Raw genomic sequence first — 12,963 nt, forward strand, 5'->3', positions numbered from 1 at the left:
AGCACAGCAATGGTCAACTGCATTGTGAAAGATTGGGACGGTAAGGAAGCCGGCAAGACCGAGCTAGACTTGCGCGTCGCCCGTGAAGAAAATGCCCAGCACATTGTGCACCGGGCTTTGGTGCGTCAATTGGCGAACGCTCGCCAAGGTACTGTCAGCACCAAGACCCGTTCGGAAGTGCGCGGTGGTGGTCGCAAGCCCTGGCGGCAAAAGGGAACCGGTCGTGCCCGTGCTGGCTCGAACCGCTCTCCCCTGTGGCGTGGTGGTGGTGTGATCTTTGGCCCCAAGCCCCGCGACTACTCGCAAAAGATGAACCGGAAGGAGCGCCGCCTGGCCCTGCGCACGGCGTTCCAAGGTCGCTTGGATGATTTGGTGGTGGTGGAAAACTTTGCCAGCCAACTCAGCCAGCCCAAGACTAAAGACCTGTTGGCCGCTCTCGCCCGTTGGGATGTGGATGCGAGCCAGAAGGTGCTGTTGATTGTGGCTGACCAAGATGAAAATGTTTGGCTGTCGGCCCGGAACGTCCAAAGCCTGCGGTTGATTTTGGCAACGAACCTGAATGTGTTCGACCTGCTGAATGCCGACAAGGTGGTGGTGACGGCGGACGCGCTGGAGAAGATCAAGGAGGTTTACGGCGATGATTAAGCGCACTCCTAAGTACAAAACGCGCTTGGACGATCGCACGTTGGCGGATGTGGTTCGCCGGCCGATCATCACCGAAAAGGCCACGATTTTGCTGGAAAACAACCAGTACGTGTTTGACGTGGATCCCCGCGCCAACAAGCTGGACATCAAGGCAGCGATCGAGGGTCTGTTTGAGGTGAAAGTCCAGAAGGTCAACACCTACAACCCGCCGCGCAAGACCCGCAAAATGGGTCGGCTGTCGGGTTACCGTCCTCAGGTGAAGCGGGCGATCGTCACGCTGGCCGAAGGCAGTTCGATTCAACTGTTCCCCGAAGTCTAGCGCTGAAGGAGTTTTAAGACGATGCCAATTCGTACCTTCCGTCCTTATACCCCCGGGGTTCGTCAAGCCAGTGTGGCTGACTTTGCGGAAATCACCCGCAGCGAACCCGAAAAGTCCCTGACTTCTTACAAGCACCGCCGCAAGGGTCGCAACAACCTGGGCCGGATCACCTGTCGTCACCGGGGCGGTGGCCACAAGCGTCTGTACCGGAAGATCGACTTCAAGCGCGACAAGCTGGGCATGACCGCTGAAGTGCTGTCGATCGAGTATGACCCCAACCGGAATGCGCGCATTTCGTTGGTGCAATACGAAGACGGCGAAAAGCGCTACATCATCACCCCCGTTGGTCTGCAAGTGGGCCAAACGATCGTGGCGGGTCCCGATTCCCCGATCGAAGTGGGTAATGCCCTGCCCTTGGCCAACATGCCCTTGGGTACGACCGTCCACAACATTGAGTTGGTGGCGGGTCGCGGTGCGCAAATGGCCCGTTCTGCGGGTTCCGGTGCTGAAGTGGTCGCCAAAGAAGGCAACTACGTCACCTTGAAGCTGCCTTCCACGGAAGTGCGCAAAGTCCGTAAAGAGTGCATGGCCACCATCGGCAGCGTCGGCAACTCCGAACACCGCAACCTGAGCCTGGGTAAAGCCGGCCGCAAGCGTTGGTTGGGTCGCCGTCCGGAAGTGCGCGGTAGCGTCATGAACCCGGTGGATCACCCCCACGGTGGTGGTGAAGGTCGTGCGCCCATTGGGCGTTCTGGCCCGGTCACCCCTTGGGGTAAACCCGCTTTGGGTCGCAAAACCCGCGACAAGCGGAAAGCCAGCACCAAACTCATTGTGCGTCGTCGTCGTAAGTCGTCCAAGCGCGGTCGCGGCGGTCGCAACGCATAGGTTTTTTCAGTGTGGCGATCGCCCGCCCGTTGGTTTAACCCTCCAGCCCTGGGCGATCGCTGCTTGAGATCGCGAATCCCTAAGAGTTCCTAAAGCGTATGTCTCGTTCTCTGAAAAAAGGTCCCTTCGTTGCTGACAAGCTGCTCAAAAAAGTAGAAGCGCTGAACGTCAAGGGCGAAAAGCAAGTGATCAAAACCTGGTCACGGGCTTCCACGATCCTGCCGCAAATGGTGGGTCACACGATCGCCGTCCACAACGGCCGGCAACACGTCCCCGTGTACGTCAACGAGCAAATGGTGGGCCACAAGCTGGGGGAATTTGCTCCCACGCGCACCTTCAAAGGCCACACCAAGGGCGACAAGAAAGGACGCAAGTAACCCCCGGAGGATCGCTCAGATATGGCACTTAGTCCCAACGAAGTCAAAGCAAGCGTGCGCTTCGTGCGGATGTCCCCCCGCAAAGTTCGCCGCGTCCTCGACCAAATCCGTGGTCGCAGCTACGCCGAAGCGCTGATTATTCTGCAATTTATGCCCTATCGCGCCTGCGAAATCGTTCGCAAGTTGCTGCGATCGGCTGCTGCCAATGCAGAAAACAACAACGGTTTCGATGCTACCTCCTTGGTAGTGAGCACGGCCTTCGCTGATCAGGGCCCCACCCTGAAGCGATTCCGCCCTCGCGCCCAAGGTCGCGCCTACCAAATCCGCAAGCCCACCTGCCACATCACCGTGGCGGTTGCTCCGGCGGCAGAAGCCTAAGCATAAGGAGACGAGGAAACCATGGGACAGAAAATTCACCCCGTCGGCCTGCGACTCGGCATTACCCAAGAGCACCGCTCGCGCTGGTTTGCAGATCCGTCGCGTTATTCCAGCCTGTTGCAGGAAGACCACAAAATCCGGCAATACGTTGAGAAGAACCTGAACAATGCCGGCATTGCCAAGGTACGGATTGAGCGCAAGGCTGACCAAATCGATCTCGAAGTTCACACCGCTCGTCCGGGTGTGGTCGTGGGCCGGGGCGGCAGCGGGATTGAAACCCTGCGAGTCGGTCTGCAAAACCTGCTGGGTAGCCGCGATCGCCAGATTCGGATCAACGTGATCGAAGTGGCCCGCGTCGATGCCGATGCCACCTTGATTGCCGAGTACATCGCTCAGCAACTGGAGCGGCGGGTGTCGTTCCGGCGGGTTGTCCGCCAGGCGATCCAACGGGCCCAGCGCGCTGGTATCGAAGGGATCAAAATCCAAGTCGGCGGTCGTTTGAACGGTGCAGAAATTGCCCGATCGGAATGGACGCGGGAAGGTCGCGTGCCCCTGCATACCCTGCGGGCGGACATCGACTACAGCTATCGCACCGCCAGCACCATCTATGGGGTGTTGGGGATCAAGGTGTGGGTGTTCAAGGGCGAGATCATTCCTGGACAAGAGGAAGTGGCCCCGGCGAATCAGCCTGCGCCGCGTCGTCGCCAGCCCCGTCGTCGTCAGCAGTTTGAAGACCGCTCGAACGAGGAATAATCCATGCTCAGTCCAAGAAGAACAAAATTCCGCAAGCAACAACGCGGCCGGATGCGGGGCCTCGCCACTCGGGGCAGTTCGCTGAATTTTGGGGATTTTGCCCTGCAATCGCTGGAATGCGGCTGGATTACGGCTCGCCAAATCGAAGCCGGTCGTCGGGCCATGACCCGCTACATCCGCCGGGGTGGCAAAATCTGGATCCGCGTCTTCCCGGACAAGCCCGTGACCATGCGCCCCGCAGAAACCCGGATGGGTTCCGGTAAGGGGGCACCGGAGTTCTGGGTGGCCGTGATCAAGCCCGGTCGGATCCTGTACGAAATCAAGGGTGTTGCTGAAGAGACGGCTCGCGAAGCAATGCGCCTGGCCGCGTTCAAGATGCCCGTGAAGACCAAGTTTATTGTTCGCGAAGACATCCAGTCGTAATGCCCTATGGCTCTCCCGAAGATTGCTGACGCGCGCGCCCTTAGTGACACCGAACTGGGCGATCGCATTTTGGAACTCAAGCGCCAACTGTTCCAATTCCGGATGAAGAAGGCGATTCGCCAAGAGGTGAAATCGCACGAAATCAAACATGCAAAGCATGAGTTGGCGCAACTGCTCACGGTGGAGCATGAGCGTAAGCTCTCGGCTGCATCCGAAGCAGCAACCCAAGCGTAGTTCTGGAGTTAACCCCCTATGGCTGCCAAAGAACGTGTTGGCGTTGTTGTGAGCGACAAGATGCAGAAAACGGTGGTGGTGTCGGTGGAAAACCGCTCGGCCCACTCCAAGTACGGCAAGATTGTGGTTCGCACGCGCCGCTTTAAGGCCCACGATGAAGACAACCAGTGCAAGGAAGGCGATCGGGTTCGCATCCGCGAAACTCGCCCCCTGAGCAAAACCAAGCGCTGGACGGTCGTTGAAGTTCTCGAAAGCGCGACCCGGTAAGGGAGGCTCGATCGCCCATGATTCAACAGCAAACCTATCTGAACGTAGCGGACAACAGCGGCGCGAAAAAGCTGATGTGTATTCGCGTCCTGGGCGGTGGCAACCGTCGCTACGGCCATGTCGGTGATGAAATCATCGCCGTCGTCAAAGATGCCATTCCGAATATGGCAGTGAAAAAGTCCGACGTGGTGCGAGCCGTGATCGTTCGCACTCGGAAAACCATCCGACGCGATAGCGGCATGTGCATTCGCTTCGACGACAACGCCGCCGTGATCGTCAACAAGGATGGCAACCCCCGTGGGACGCGCGTTTTTGGCCCCGTGGCTCGTGAGCTGCGTGACAAGAACTACCTGAAGATCGTTTCGCTGGCTCCGGAGGTGCTGTAATGGCCAAGCCCGGCAAGATTCAAGTGAATGCAAACGGCAAAGCCGTGCGCTTCAAAATGCATGTCAAAGCGGGTGACACCGTTCAGGTGATCTCCGGTCGTGACAAGGGAAAAGTTGGCAAGATTGTGCGCGTCTTCCCCAAAACGAGCCAAGTGATCGTGGAAGGGGTGAACCAAAAGACCAAGCACACCAAGCCAACCCAGGAAGGCGAATCGGGCAAAGTCGAGGTGCGCGAGTTCCCGATCCACAGCTCGAACGTCCTGCACTATTCCGAGAAAGAAAAGGTCGCCAGCCGCGTTTGCTACACCTTCACCGACCAAGGCAAGAAGGTGCGCAAGCTGATTAAAACTGGCGAAATCATCGACTAACGTTGCGCCCGATCGCTGAAACAGCCATGCCAGCACGACTGAAAACCATTTACAAGGAAACAATCGTGCCGAAACTGATGGAACAGTTCCGGTACGAGAACATTCACCAGGTGCCCAAAGTGGTGAAGATCACGGTGAACCGTGGTTTGGGCGAAGCGTCGCAGAATGCCAAGGCCCTGGAGTCTTCTCTAGTGGAATTGGCCACCATCACCGGTCAGCGCCCCGTCGTGACCCGCGCCAAAAAGGCGATCGCCGGGTTCAAGCTGCGCCAAGGGATGCCCGTGGGCATGATGGTGACTCTGCGCTCAGACAAGATGTATGACTTCCTCGATCGCCTTGTGCGATTGTCCCTACCCCGAATCCGGGACTTTCGTGGTGTCAGCCCCAACAGCTTCGATGGTCGTGGCAACTATTCCCTAGGTCTGCGGGAGCAGCTGATTTTCCCTGAAATCAGCTACGACAGCATCGACCAAATCCGTGGGATGGACATTTGCATTACGACCACCGCCACCACCGACGAAGAAGGCCGCGCGCTGCTCAAGGAAATGGGCATGCCGTTCCGGGACAAGTAGCGTTGCAAGGAGCGAACTATGGTTAACGATCCCATCGCAGATATGCTGACGCGCATTCGAAACGCCTGCTTGGCGCGTCACCAAAAAACGGAAGTTCCGGCCACCAAGATGACCCGCAGCATCGCCGAGGTGCTCAAGTCTGAAGGCTTCGTCGCCGAAGTGGAAGAAACCGGGGAAGGCGTGAAGAAGACGCTCGTGATCTCTTTGAAATACAAGGGTAAACAGCGCCGTCCGATCATCTCGAACCTGAAGCGCGTGAGCAAGCCGGGTCTCCGTGTCTATTCCAATCGCCGCGATTTGCCCCGCGTCCTAGGCGGTATTGGCATCGCGATCGTCTCGACCTCTCGAGGCATCATGACCGATCGCGACGCGCGTCAGCAGGGCATCGGTGGCGAAGTCCTCTGCTACGTCTGGTAATCCCTACGACGAAGGAGTTCTCAATCGTGTCCCGCATTGGCAAGCGTCCCATTCCCATTCCCAAAGGGGTGACGGTGACGATCGACGGCCAAACCGTCTCGGTCAAAGGCTCCAAAGGCGAGCTGACCCGCACCTTCCCCCCTGAAATTCTCTTCTCCCAAGAAGCCGATCAACTGTTCGTGACGCGCCGGGATGAATCGCGTCCCGCCCGTCAGCGCCATGGTCTCTGCCGCACCCTGTTGGCCAACATGGTCGAAGGGGTGTCCCAAGGCTTCCAGCGTCGTCTGGAAATCCAAGGGGTCGGTTATCGGGCCGCTGTCCAAGGCACCACGCTCAACCTGAGCATGGGCTACAGCCACCCGGTGAATATTCCCGCCCCCGACGGGATTCAGTTTGCGGTAGAAAACAACACCAACGTGATTGTCAGCGGCATTGACAAGGAATTGGTGGGTAACACCGCCGCCCGTGTCCGTGCTGTGCGCAAACCGGAACCCTACAAGGGCAAAGGGATTCGCTACCAAGGTGAAGTCGTTCGCCGCAAGGCAGGTAAGACAGGTAAGAAATAATGAAAGCCACTCGCAAGGATATGGTGCACCGTCGCCACGGGCGGGTGCGCCGCAAAGTTTCGGGAACGCCCGATCGGCCTCGCCTGTGCGTGTTCCGCTCGCACCAACACATTTATGCCCAGGTGATCGACGACACCCAACATCACACGTTGGTGGCCGCCTCGACCCTGGAACCCGATGTCAAATCGCAGCTTGAAAGCAGCCGCGATTGTGATGCAGCCGCAGCGGTGGGTAAGCTGCTGGCTGAACGTGCCCAAGCCAAGGGCGTTACCCAAGTTGTGTTCGATCGCGGCGGTAATCTTTACCACGGTCGTGTCAAGGCTTTGGCCGACGCGGCGCGCGAAGCCGGACTGAACTTCTAGGCGAGAACTCAGGAGTATTCACTATGGCAACTCGTCGTAAAGGCAATCGCACCCGCGAGAAAGAGTCCGAATGGCAAGAGCGCGTCGTCCAAATCCGCCGCGTCACCAAGGTGGTCAAGGGCGGTAAAAAGCTCAGCTTCCGCGCCGTGGTCGTGATCGGTAACGAACGCGGTCAAGTGGGCGTTGGGGTCGGCAAAGCCGCTGATGTGATCGGAGCCGTCAAAAAAGGCGTAGCCGATGGCAAAAAGCACCTGGTTGATGTGCCCCTGATCAAGGGCGACACGATTCCCCACCCCACCAACGGTGTCGGTGGTGGTAGCTCCAAAGTGATGATGCGCCCCGCTGCTCCCGGTACCGGGGTAATCGCTGGGGGTGCTGTCCGCACCGTGTTGGAATTGGCTGGGGTGAAAAACATCCTTGCCAAGCAACTGGGTTCCGACAACCCCTTGAACAACGCCCGTGCTGCTTTGGATGCCCTGTCTTCCCTGCGGACTTTCGCAGAAGTGGCCGAAGACCGGGGTGTGACCCTCGAGCACCTGTACAAGTAGTTCCGGTCATCGACGGAGACCAAATCCATGAAAATCACGGATGCACAGCCTAAAAAAGGCTCCAAAAAGCGCGGTCGTCGCGTCGGTCGGGGCATTGCTGCCGGTCAAGGCGCGAGCGGTGGCTTCGGGATGCGCGGTCAAAAGTCGCGCTCCGGTCGCAGCACCCGCCCCGGTTTTGAAGGGGGTCAAATGCCCCTCTATCGCCGGGTGCCGAAGCTGAAGCACTTCACGGTGATCAACCGCCAAGCCTACACCGTGGTCAACGTCGGCAGTCTGGCTGGCCTGGCGGCCGGCTCGACCGTCAACTTGGCCTCGTTGATGGAAGCCGGAATTGTCACCACCAACGATGGCCCGCTGAAGTTGCTGGGCGATGGTGACCTGTCGGTGAAGCTGACGGTGGAAGCCGCTCGCTTCACGGCTAGCGCCAAGGAAAAGATCGAAGCAGCCGGCGGAACTTGCACGGTTGTCTAAGATTGAAGTTGGGAAATCCGGTTGCTGAAATTTGCCTGAGGTGTACCAACCATGGTCGTCAGTCGAGATAAAGCGCCAACAGCCCAAGAAACCTTCATGCAAATGGCCCAGGCGGCTGGCCTGCGGGGGCGGTTGCTGGTGACCGTCGGCCTGCTAGTGCTGGTGCGCCTTGGGATCTTTTTGCCGGTACCGGGAATTGATCGTGCAGCCTTTGGCAACGCGATCCAAAACAGCGGTCTAGGTGGGTTGGTTGGCTTCTTAGATATCTTCTCCGGGGGCGGTCTGTCGCTGCTGGGGATCTTTGCGTTGGGAATTCTGCCCTACATCAACGCATCCATCATCATTCAATTGCTGACGGCGGCGCTGCCTTCTCTGGAAGACCTCCAGAAGAACGAAGGGGAGGCGGGCCGTCGCAAGATTGCCCAAATCACCCGCTATGTGTCCGTTGCTTGGGCCGTGATCCAAAGTGTGGGGATCGGTCTCTGGGTGTCGGCGTTGGGGGCCACGACGGAGCCAGCGGGCCTGTTTGTGGTGAAGACGGCGCTGGCCCTGACGGCTGGTTCGATGTTTGTGATGTGGATTGGCGAACTGATCACGGAACGTGGCGTTGGCAATGGTGCCTCGTTGCTGATTTTCGTGAACATTGTTTCGACCTTTCCGAAGTCGGTGGGTCAAACGTTGGAGCTGGCTCAGAGTGGTGATCGATCGACCATTGGCGGCATTGTGCTGTTGATGTTGGCATTTATGGCCACCATTGTCGGCATTGTGTTTGTTCAGGAAGGGGCCCGCCGCATCCCGATCGTGATGGCCCGCCGCCAGGTGGGTCGCCGCCAGTATCAGGAGCGCAGCAGCTACTTGCCCTTGCGCCTCAACCAAGGGGGGGTGATGCCCATCATCTTCTCGACGGCGGTGTTGGTAGTTCCGGCTTCGCTGGCCCAATTCACCAACAATGAGGCCTTAGCTCGGGTGGCTACCTATCTGAGTCCGACGGGCCCCACACCCTGGCTGTATGTGTTGGTTTACCTGGCACTGATTCTGTTCTTTAGCTATTTCTATTCGTCGCTGGTGGTGAACCCGGTGGATATGGCTCAGAACCTGAAGAAGATGGGAGCGAGTATTCCCGGGGTGCGTCCAGGCCAAGCCACGAGCAAGCGGGTGCAGCAGATTTTGAATCGGCTGACCTTCTTGGGGGCAATTTTCCTGGGCTTGGTGGCCATTGTGCCCACGGCCGTGGAAAGTGCCACCAATGTGCGGACGTTCCAAGGGCTGGGAGCAACGTCGTTTCTGATTTTGGTTGGGGTCGCGATCGAAACGGCGAAGCAAATCCAAACCTACGTAATTTCACAGCGCTACGAAGGAATGGTGAAGCAGTGACGCGATTGATTTTTTTCGGCCCACCGGGTGCAGGCAAGGGGACACAGGCCAAGATTTTGTCTGATGAATATGGCATTCCCCATATTTCCACGGGTGATATCTTGCGGGCGGCGGTTGCCCAGGGCACTTCCTTGGGACAGGCGGCGAAGTCCTTTATGGATCGCGGTGAATTGGTGCCTGATGAATTGATCATTGGGATCATCAAAGACCGACTCGCGGAACCTGATGCTCAACAGGGCTGGATCCTGGACGGCTTCCCGCGCAATGTGGCCCAGGCCGAAAAACTCAATGACATGCTGGCGGCAACGGGTCAGGCTTGCGATCGAGTGCTGAATTTGGTGGTGGCCGATGATGTACTCAAAGCCCGTCTCCTGAGTCGAGGCACGGCGGAAGGTCGCTCGGATGACAATTTGGCGACTATTGAGCATCGCCTAGCGATTTTTCACCAAACGACGGAGCCGCTGCTGAAGTTCTACAGGGCCCAGCAGGCAAACCTATTGGCGGAGGTGAATGGCGATCAGTCCCTCAGCGATGTGACGCGTGACCTGAAACAGGCGATCGCCCCAGCAGCCTAGTTCACGGTTAACTGAAACCGTGAACTGAACCAGAACCCCAGACCCGATCGCCCATTGTGCTAGTTTGGCAGTGAGATAGCGCTTAACAGCAAGTTCACTGATTGTCAACCAACTCGACGTTCATACAGGAGAGCTGATCCTTGTCCAAGCAAGATCTGATCGAAATGGAGGGAACCGTAACCGAATCACTCCCGAACGCAATGTTCCGGGTGGATCTCGATAATGGTTTCAACGTCCTAGCACATATTTCTGGCAAGATTCGCCGTAACTACATCAAGATTCTGCCGGGCGATCGCGTCAAGGTTGAGCTGACCCCCTACGACCTGACCAAAGGGCGCATCACCTACCGTTTAAAGAACACGGGTGGCAAAAAATAACCCCCAAAATAACCACCCGATCGCTGGTCTAGCCAGAGACTTGCCCCGATAGGTTGATCCGGTACTCATTTTTCTCTAAAATTCCAAGTTTGGAGATTTTAACCATCATGAAAGTCCGAGCCTCCGTCCGCAAAATGTGCGAAAAGTGCCGCGTGATTCGTCGTCGCGGTCGCGTCATGGTCATTTGCCAAAACCCCAAACACAAACAACGCCAAGGGTAAAAGACAGCGTTAGGGTGGTTGTGTTTGCCTGGCACCCATCTAAAGACAGAGCATTAAAACGTTAGGGAGAACCAACGTGGCACGTATTTCCGGTGTAGATTTACCGCGCGATAAGCGCATTGAAATTGGGTTGACCTATATTTACGGCATTGGTCTAACCCTGTCGAAGAAGATTTTGGCCGCAACGGGTGTGAATCCGGATACGCGCGTCAAAGACCTCGGCGATGCAGATATCTCGGCTCTGCGGGCCGAGCTGGATAATTACCAGGTGGAAGGTGATCTGCGCCGCTTTGAGGCCATGAACATCAAGCGCCTGATGGACATCGGTTGCTATCGGGGTCGTCGTCACCGGGCAGGCTTGCCGGTGCGGGGTCAACGGACGCGCACCAATGCCCGGACTCGCCGTGGTGGTCGTCGCACGGTGGCTGGGAAGAAGAAGGCTCCCCGCAAGTAATCGACTGGTTCTGTCCCCTTTCTACGAACGTTTTAGTTCTGTTCAACAGCTATGGCAAAGCAACCCAACAAGCGCTCTGGCCCGCGTAAGCAAAAGCGCAACGTCCCCAGTGGTGTCGCCCACATTCAATCGACCTTCAACAACACGATCGTGACGATCACCGACCTCAAGGGTGATGCAATCTCCTGGGCCTCGGCTGGTTCTAGCGGCTTCAAAGGAGCCAAGAAGGGTACGCCCTTCGCCGCCCAAACTGCTGCCGAAGCTGCTGCCCGTCGCGCCTCTGAGCAGGGGATGCGTCAGGTGGAAGTGATGGTGAGCGGCCCCGGTTCGGGTCGGGAAACAGCCATTCGGGCCCTGCAAGCGTCGGGTCTGGAAATCACGCTGATTCGCGATGTTACGCCGATTCCGCACAATGGTTGCCGGCCGCCGAAGCGTCGTCGGGTCTAATCCCCTTGCGATCGACCCGCGCCAACTCACGGGCGCTGCGATCGCATCCTGCAAGCCAGCGGTAACCCTTGGTCACCGCGAATTTTTTTCTGTTACGGGGCGGCTTCACTGCCGCATATGGATCGACTAGGCCGGTTGGGAGGCACAAAGCGTGTCGCAATTTCAGATCGAGTGTGTTGAATCGAGCACGGAAAGCAATCGCAATCTCTACAGCCGTTTGGTGCTGTCCCCCCTCGAACGCGGGCAGGGCACAACGGTGGGGAACGCTTTGCGTCGGGTACTGCTGTCGAACCTCGTGGGTTCCGCAGTGACGGCCGTCCGGATTGCGGGCGTGAACCACGAGTTCGCGACGGTTCCCGGTGTGCGGGAGGATGTGTTGGACATCCTGCTGAACATGAAGGAATTGGTGCTGCGCAGCCACACGGATCAGCCGCAAATTGGTCGCCTGTTGGCTAAGGGGCCGCGGGTGGTCACGGCAGACCTGTTCGATTTGCCTTCAGAAGTGGAAGTGGTTGACCCAACCCAGTACATTGCCACCTTGGCCGAAGGGGCCACGTTGGAAATGGAGTTCCGAGTGGAACGTGGAGTGGGCTATCGGGCGATCGATCGGGGTCGTGATGATGCATCGGCGATCGACTTTTTGCAGATCGACTCGATGTTTATGCCCGTCCGCAAGGTGAACTACACCGTTGAGGATGCCCGGGTGGGCGAATCGCTGGAGAAGGATCGCCTGGTTCTGGAAATTTGGACGAACGGCAGCATCACCCCCCAACAGGCACTCAGTCAGGCTGCCACGCTGCTGGTGGATCTGTTCAACCCGCTCAAGGACTTCACCATCGAAGCCACCAAGAGCGATCGCCCAGAATCCCAAGACCCCAGCAGCCAAATCCCGATCGAGGAATTGCAACTGTCGGTGCGCGCCTACAACTGCCTGAAGCGGGCGCAAATCAACACCGTGGCCGATCTTCTGGAATTCACCCAAGAAGATTTGCTGGAGATCAAGAACTTCGGAGCCAAGTCGGCTGAAGAAGTGATCGAAGCGTTGCAGCGGCGTTTGGGCATCACCCTGCCGCAAGAGAAAGTGGCCAAAGCCTAACGGCCACCATTCACCCCCGGCTCTAGCCCGTTCTAGATCCGACCCCCCTAGTTACTAATCAGTTGAGTAGAGATCGGAGCTATGCGTCACGGTCGTCGCGTTCCTAAACTTGGTAAGCCCGCTGACCAGCGTCGCGCCCTGCTGCGGGCCCTGGCCACGGAAACCATCCGCAATGGTCAAATCACCACCACCAAAGCCCGGGCCCGGGCCGTTCGCGCCGAGGTTGATCGCATGATTACCTTGGCCAAGGATGGTTCCTTGGCTTCCCGTCGTCGGGCTTTGGGCTATCTGTATGATGCTGACTTGGTTCATGCCCTGTTTGAGCAGGCTCCCCAGCGCTACGGCCAGCGCAATGGTGGCTATACCCGCATTTTGCGCACCGTGCCTCGGCGCGGTGACAATGCCGAAATGGCCATCTTGGAATTGGTCTAGGCCGAGACCAATCACT

25 protein-coding genes are annotated in these 12,963 nt (G+C 57.9%); all 25 read left to right on the forward strand.

Features of this window, described 5'->3' with window-relative positions:
* The first annotated feature begins 9 nt into the window (after positions 1-9).
* The 25 genes from rplD to rplQ all read left to right on the forward strand — a co-directional run bounded on the left by rplD (position 10) and on the right by rplQ (position 12,947).
* Entirely contained in the window at positions 10-645 is a 636-nt protein-coding gene (rplD, locus tag AC2IAX_RS15835; protein ID WP_494388334.1) for a 50S ribosomal protein L4, read from the forward strand.
* On the forward strand, positions 638-964 hold the full coding sequence (locus tag AC2IAX_RS15840; RefSeq protein WP_494388335.1) for a 50S ribosomal protein L23: 327 nt from the start codon (positions 638-640) through the stop codon (positions 962-964). The genes rplD and AC2IAX_RS15840 overlap by 8 nt, the downstream gene beginning before the upstream one ends.
* A gap of 21 nt (positions 965-985) precedes the next feature.
* Positions 986-1,849, forward strand: coding sequence for a 50S ribosomal protein L2 (gene rplB, locus AC2IAX_RS15845; RefSeq protein ID WP_494388336.1), 864 nt, complete (start codon positions 986-988; stop codon positions 1,847-1,849).
* Positions 1,850-1,947: 98 nt separating this feature from the next.
* Positions 1,948-2,226: a 30S ribosomal protein S19 gene (gene rpsS / locus AC2IAX_RS15850; protein ID WP_099534700.1), complete on the forward strand. Its 279-nt coding sequence runs from the start codon at positions 1,948-1,950 to the stop codon at positions 2,224-2,226.
* A gap of 21 nt (positions 2,227-2,247) precedes the next feature.
* Positions 2,248-2,604, forward strand: coding sequence for a 50S ribosomal protein L22 (gene rplV, locus AC2IAX_RS15855; RefSeq protein ID WP_099534701.1), 357 nt, complete (start codon positions 2,248-2,250; stop codon positions 2,602-2,604).
* A 21-nt stretch (positions 2,605-2,625) separates the two neighbouring features.
* Positions 2,626-3,357, forward strand: coding sequence for a 30S ribosomal protein S3 (gene rpsC, locus AC2IAX_RS15860; RefSeq protein WP_099534702.1), 732 nt, complete (start codon positions 2,626-2,628; stop codon positions 3,355-3,357).
* Positions 3,358-3,360: 3 nt separating this feature from the next.
* Positions 3,361-3,780, forward strand: coding sequence for a 50S ribosomal protein L16 (gene rplP, locus AC2IAX_RS15865; RefSeq protein ID WP_099534703.1), 420 nt, complete (start codon positions 3,361-3,363; stop codon positions 3,778-3,780).
* A 6-nt stretch (positions 3,781-3,786) separates the two neighbouring features.
* Positions 3,787-4,014 carry a 50S ribosomal protein L29 gene (gene rpmC, locus AC2IAX_RS15870; protein ID WP_494388337.1) on the forward strand — a complete coding sequence of 76 codons (228 nt, stop codon included), beginning with the start codon at positions 3,787-3,789 and terminating at the stop codon, positions 4,012-4,014.
* An 18-nt stretch (positions 4,015-4,032) separates the two neighbouring features.
* The gene (rpsQ, locus tag AC2IAX_RS15875) at positions 4,033-4,281 is read left to right on the forward strand and encodes a 30S ribosomal protein S17 (protein ID WP_099534705.1); all 249 of its coding nucleotides are present in this window, start codon (positions 4,033-4,035) and stop codon (positions 4,279-4,281) included.
* A 17-nt stretch (positions 4,282-4,298) separates the two neighbouring features.
* Positions 4,299-4,667 carry a 50S ribosomal protein L14 gene (gene rplN / locus AC2IAX_RS15880; RefSeq protein WP_099534706.1) on the forward strand — a complete coding sequence of 123 codons (369 nt, stop codon included), beginning with the start codon at positions 4,299-4,301 and terminating at the stop codon, positions 4,665-4,667.
* On the forward strand, positions 4,667-5,035 hold the full coding sequence (gene rplX / locus AC2IAX_RS15885; RefSeq protein WP_099534707.1) for a 50S ribosomal protein L24: 369 nt from the start codon (positions 4,667-4,669) through the stop codon (positions 5,033-5,035). The genes rplN and rplX overlap by 1 nt, the downstream gene beginning before the upstream one ends.
* A 26-nt stretch (positions 5,036-5,061) precedes the next feature.
* Positions 5,062-5,607, forward strand: coding sequence for a 50S ribosomal protein L5 (gene rplE, locus AC2IAX_RS15890; protein WP_099534749.1), 546 nt, complete (start codon positions 5,062-5,064; stop codon positions 5,605-5,607).
* Between the two features lie 18 nt (positions 5,608-5,625).
* Positions 5,626-6,024 carry a 30S ribosomal protein S8 gene (gene rpsH / locus AC2IAX_RS15895; RefSeq protein ID WP_099534708.1) on the forward strand — a complete coding sequence of 133 codons (399 nt, stop codon included), beginning with the start codon at positions 5,626-5,628 and terminating at the stop codon, positions 6,022-6,024.
* 26 nt (positions 6,025-6,050) lie between these two features.
* Positions 6,051-6,590, forward strand: a complete 540-nt coding sequence (rplF, locus tag AC2IAX_RS15900) for a 50S ribosomal protein L6 (protein WP_494388338.1) — start codon at positions 6,051-6,053, stop codon at positions 6,588-6,590.
* Positions 6,590-6,952 carry a 50S ribosomal protein L18 gene (gene rplR, locus AC2IAX_RS15905; RefSeq protein ID WP_494388339.1) on the forward strand — a complete coding sequence of 121 codons (363 nt, stop codon included), beginning with the start codon at positions 6,590-6,592 and terminating at the stop codon, positions 6,950-6,952. The genes rplF and rplR overlap by 1 nt, the downstream gene beginning before the upstream one ends.
* A gap of 23 nt (positions 6,953-6,975) precedes the next feature.
* The gene (rpsE, locus tag AC2IAX_RS15910) at positions 6,976-7,500 is read left to right on the forward strand and encodes a 30S ribosomal protein S5 (RefSeq protein WP_190356081.1); all 525 of its coding nucleotides are present in this window, start codon (positions 6,976-6,978) and stop codon (positions 7,498-7,500) included.
* Between the two features lie 27 nt (positions 7,501-7,527).
* On the forward strand, positions 7,528-7,971 hold the full coding sequence (gene rplO, locus AC2IAX_RS15915; protein WP_190356080.1) for a 50S ribosomal protein L15: 444 nt from the start codon (positions 7,528-7,530) through the stop codon (positions 7,969-7,971).
* A 51-nt stretch (positions 7,972-8,022) separates the two neighbouring features.
* On the forward strand, positions 8,023-9,345 hold the full coding sequence (gene secY, locus AC2IAX_RS15920; RefSeq protein WP_190356079.1) for a preprotein translocase subunit SecY: 1,323 nt from the start codon (positions 8,023-8,025) through the stop codon (positions 9,343-9,345).
* Positions 9,342-9,920: an adenylate kinase gene (locus AC2IAX_RS15925; RefSeq protein WP_494388340.1), complete on the forward strand. Its 579-nt coding sequence runs from the start codon at positions 9,342-9,344 to the stop codon at positions 9,918-9,920. The genes secY and AC2IAX_RS15925 overlap by 4 nt, the downstream gene beginning before the upstream one ends.
* 140 nt (positions 9,921-10,060) lie before the next feature.
* On the forward strand, positions 10,061-10,297 hold the full coding sequence (gene infA, locus AC2IAX_RS15930; RefSeq protein ID WP_099534715.1) for a translation initiation factor IF-1: 237 nt from the start codon (positions 10,061-10,063) through the stop codon (positions 10,295-10,297).
* A 107-nt stretch (positions 10,298-10,404) separates the two neighbouring features.
* On the forward strand, positions 10,405-10,518 hold the full coding sequence (gene rpmJ, locus AC2IAX_RS15935; RefSeq protein ID WP_015186054.1) for a 50S ribosomal protein L36: 114 nt from the start codon (positions 10,405-10,407) through the stop codon (positions 10,516-10,518).
* 76 nt (positions 10,519-10,594) lie between these two features.
* Positions 10,595-10,972, forward strand: coding sequence for a 30S ribosomal protein S13 (gene rpsM / locus AC2IAX_RS15940; protein ID WP_393010840.1), 378 nt, complete (start codon positions 10,595-10,597; stop codon positions 10,970-10,972).
* A gap of 51 nt (positions 10,973-11,023) precedes the next feature.
* On the forward strand, positions 11,024-11,419 hold the full coding sequence (gene rpsK / locus AC2IAX_RS15945; protein ID WP_099534717.1) for a 30S ribosomal protein S11: 396 nt from the start codon (positions 11,024-11,026) through the stop codon (positions 11,417-11,419).
* A gap of 151 nt (positions 11,420-11,570) precedes the next feature.
* The gene (locus AC2IAX_RS15950) at positions 11,571-12,515 is read left to right on the forward strand and encodes a DNA-directed RNA polymerase subunit alpha (RefSeq protein WP_099534718.1); all 945 of its coding nucleotides are present in this window, start codon (positions 11,571-11,573) and stop codon (positions 12,513-12,515) included.
* 81 nt (positions 12,516-12,596) lie between these two features.
* Complete coding sequence (gene rplQ / locus AC2IAX_RS15955; RefSeq protein ID WP_099534719.1) at positions 12,597-12,947, forward strand: 50S ribosomal protein L17; 351 nt, start codon at positions 12,597-12,599, stop codon at positions 12,945-12,947.
* Positions 12,948-12,963: the final 16 nt, after the last annotated feature.

Source organism: Limnothrix sp. HT2024 (genome assembly GCF_059138625.1).

Bases quoted from the DNA above. Each gene is read 5' to 3' on its own strand.
- rplP (WP_099534703.1), top strand. From the start codon at position 3,361: ATGCTCAGTCCAAGAAGAACAAAATTCCGCAAGCAACAACGCGGCCGG.
- rpsC (WP_099534702.1), top strand. From the start codon at position 2,626: ATGGGACAGAAAATTCACCCCGTCGGCCTGCGACTCGGCATTACCCAA.
- rpsE (WP_190356081.1), top strand. From the start codon at position 6,976: ATGGCAACTCGTCGTAAAGGCAATCGCACCCGCGAGAAAGAGTCCGAA.
- secY (WP_190356079.1), top strand. From the start codon at position 8,023: ATGGTCGTCAGTCGAGATAAAGCGCCAACAGCCCAAGAAACCTTCATG.
- rplN (WP_099534706.1), top strand. From the start codon at position 4,299: ATGATTCAACAGCAAACCTATCTGAACGTAGCGGACAACAGCGGCGCG.
- rplQ (WP_099534719.1), top strand. From the start codon at position 12,597: ATGCGTCACGGTCGTCGCGTTCCTAAACTTGGTAAGCCCGCTGACCAG.
- rpsK (WP_099534717.1), top strand. From the start codon at position 11,024: ATGGCAAAGCAACCCAACAAGCGCTCTGGCCCGCGTAAGCAAAAGCGC.
- rpsH (WP_099534708.1), top strand. From the start codon at position 5,626: ATGGTTAACGATCCCATCGCAGATATGCTGACGCGCATTCGAAACGCC.
- rpsQ (WP_099534705.1), top strand. From the start codon at position 4,033: ATGGCTGCCAAAGAACGTGTTGGCGTTGTTGTGAGCGACAAGATGCAG.
- rplB (WP_494388336.1), top strand. From the start codon at position 986: ATGCCAATTCGTACCTTCCGTCCTTATACCCCCGGGGTTCGTCAAGCC.
- rplR (WP_494388339.1), top strand. From the start codon at position 6,590: ATGAAAGCCACTCGCAAGGATATGGTGCACCGTCGCCACGGGCGGGTG.
- rpsS (WP_099534700.1), top strand. From the start codon at position 1,948: ATGTCTCGTTCTCTGAAAAAAGGTCCCTTCGTTGCTGACAAGCTGCTC.
- AC2IAX_RS15840 (WP_494388335.1), top strand. From the start codon at position 638: ATGATTAAGCGCACTCCTAAGTACAAAACGCGCTTGGACGATCGCACG.
- rpmC (WP_494388337.1), top strand. From the start codon at position 3,787: ATGGCTCTCCCGAAGATTGCTGACGCGCGCGCCCTTAGTGACACCGAA.
- rplE (WP_099534749.1), top strand. From the start codon at position 5,062: ATGCCAGCACGACTGAAAACCATTTACAAGGAAACAATCGTGCCGAAA.
- rplV (WP_099534701.1), top strand. From the start codon at position 2,248: ATGGCACTTAGTCCCAACGAAGTCAAAGCAAGCGTGCGCTTCGTGCGG.
- rplO (WP_190356080.1), top strand. From the start codon at position 7,528: ATGAAAATCACGGATGCACAGCCTAAAAAAGGCTCCAAAAAGCGCGGT.
- rplX (WP_099534707.1), top strand. From the start codon at position 4,667: ATGGCCAAGCCCGGCAAGATTCAAGTGAATGCAAACGGCAAAGCCGTG.
- rpmJ (WP_015186054.1), top strand. From the start codon at position 10,405: ATGAAAGTCCGAGCCTCCGTCCGCAAAATGTGCGAAAAGTGCCGCGTG.
- rplD (WP_494388334.1), top strand. From the start codon at position 10: ATGGTCAACTGCATTGTGAAAGATTGGGACGGTAAGGAAGCCGGCAAG.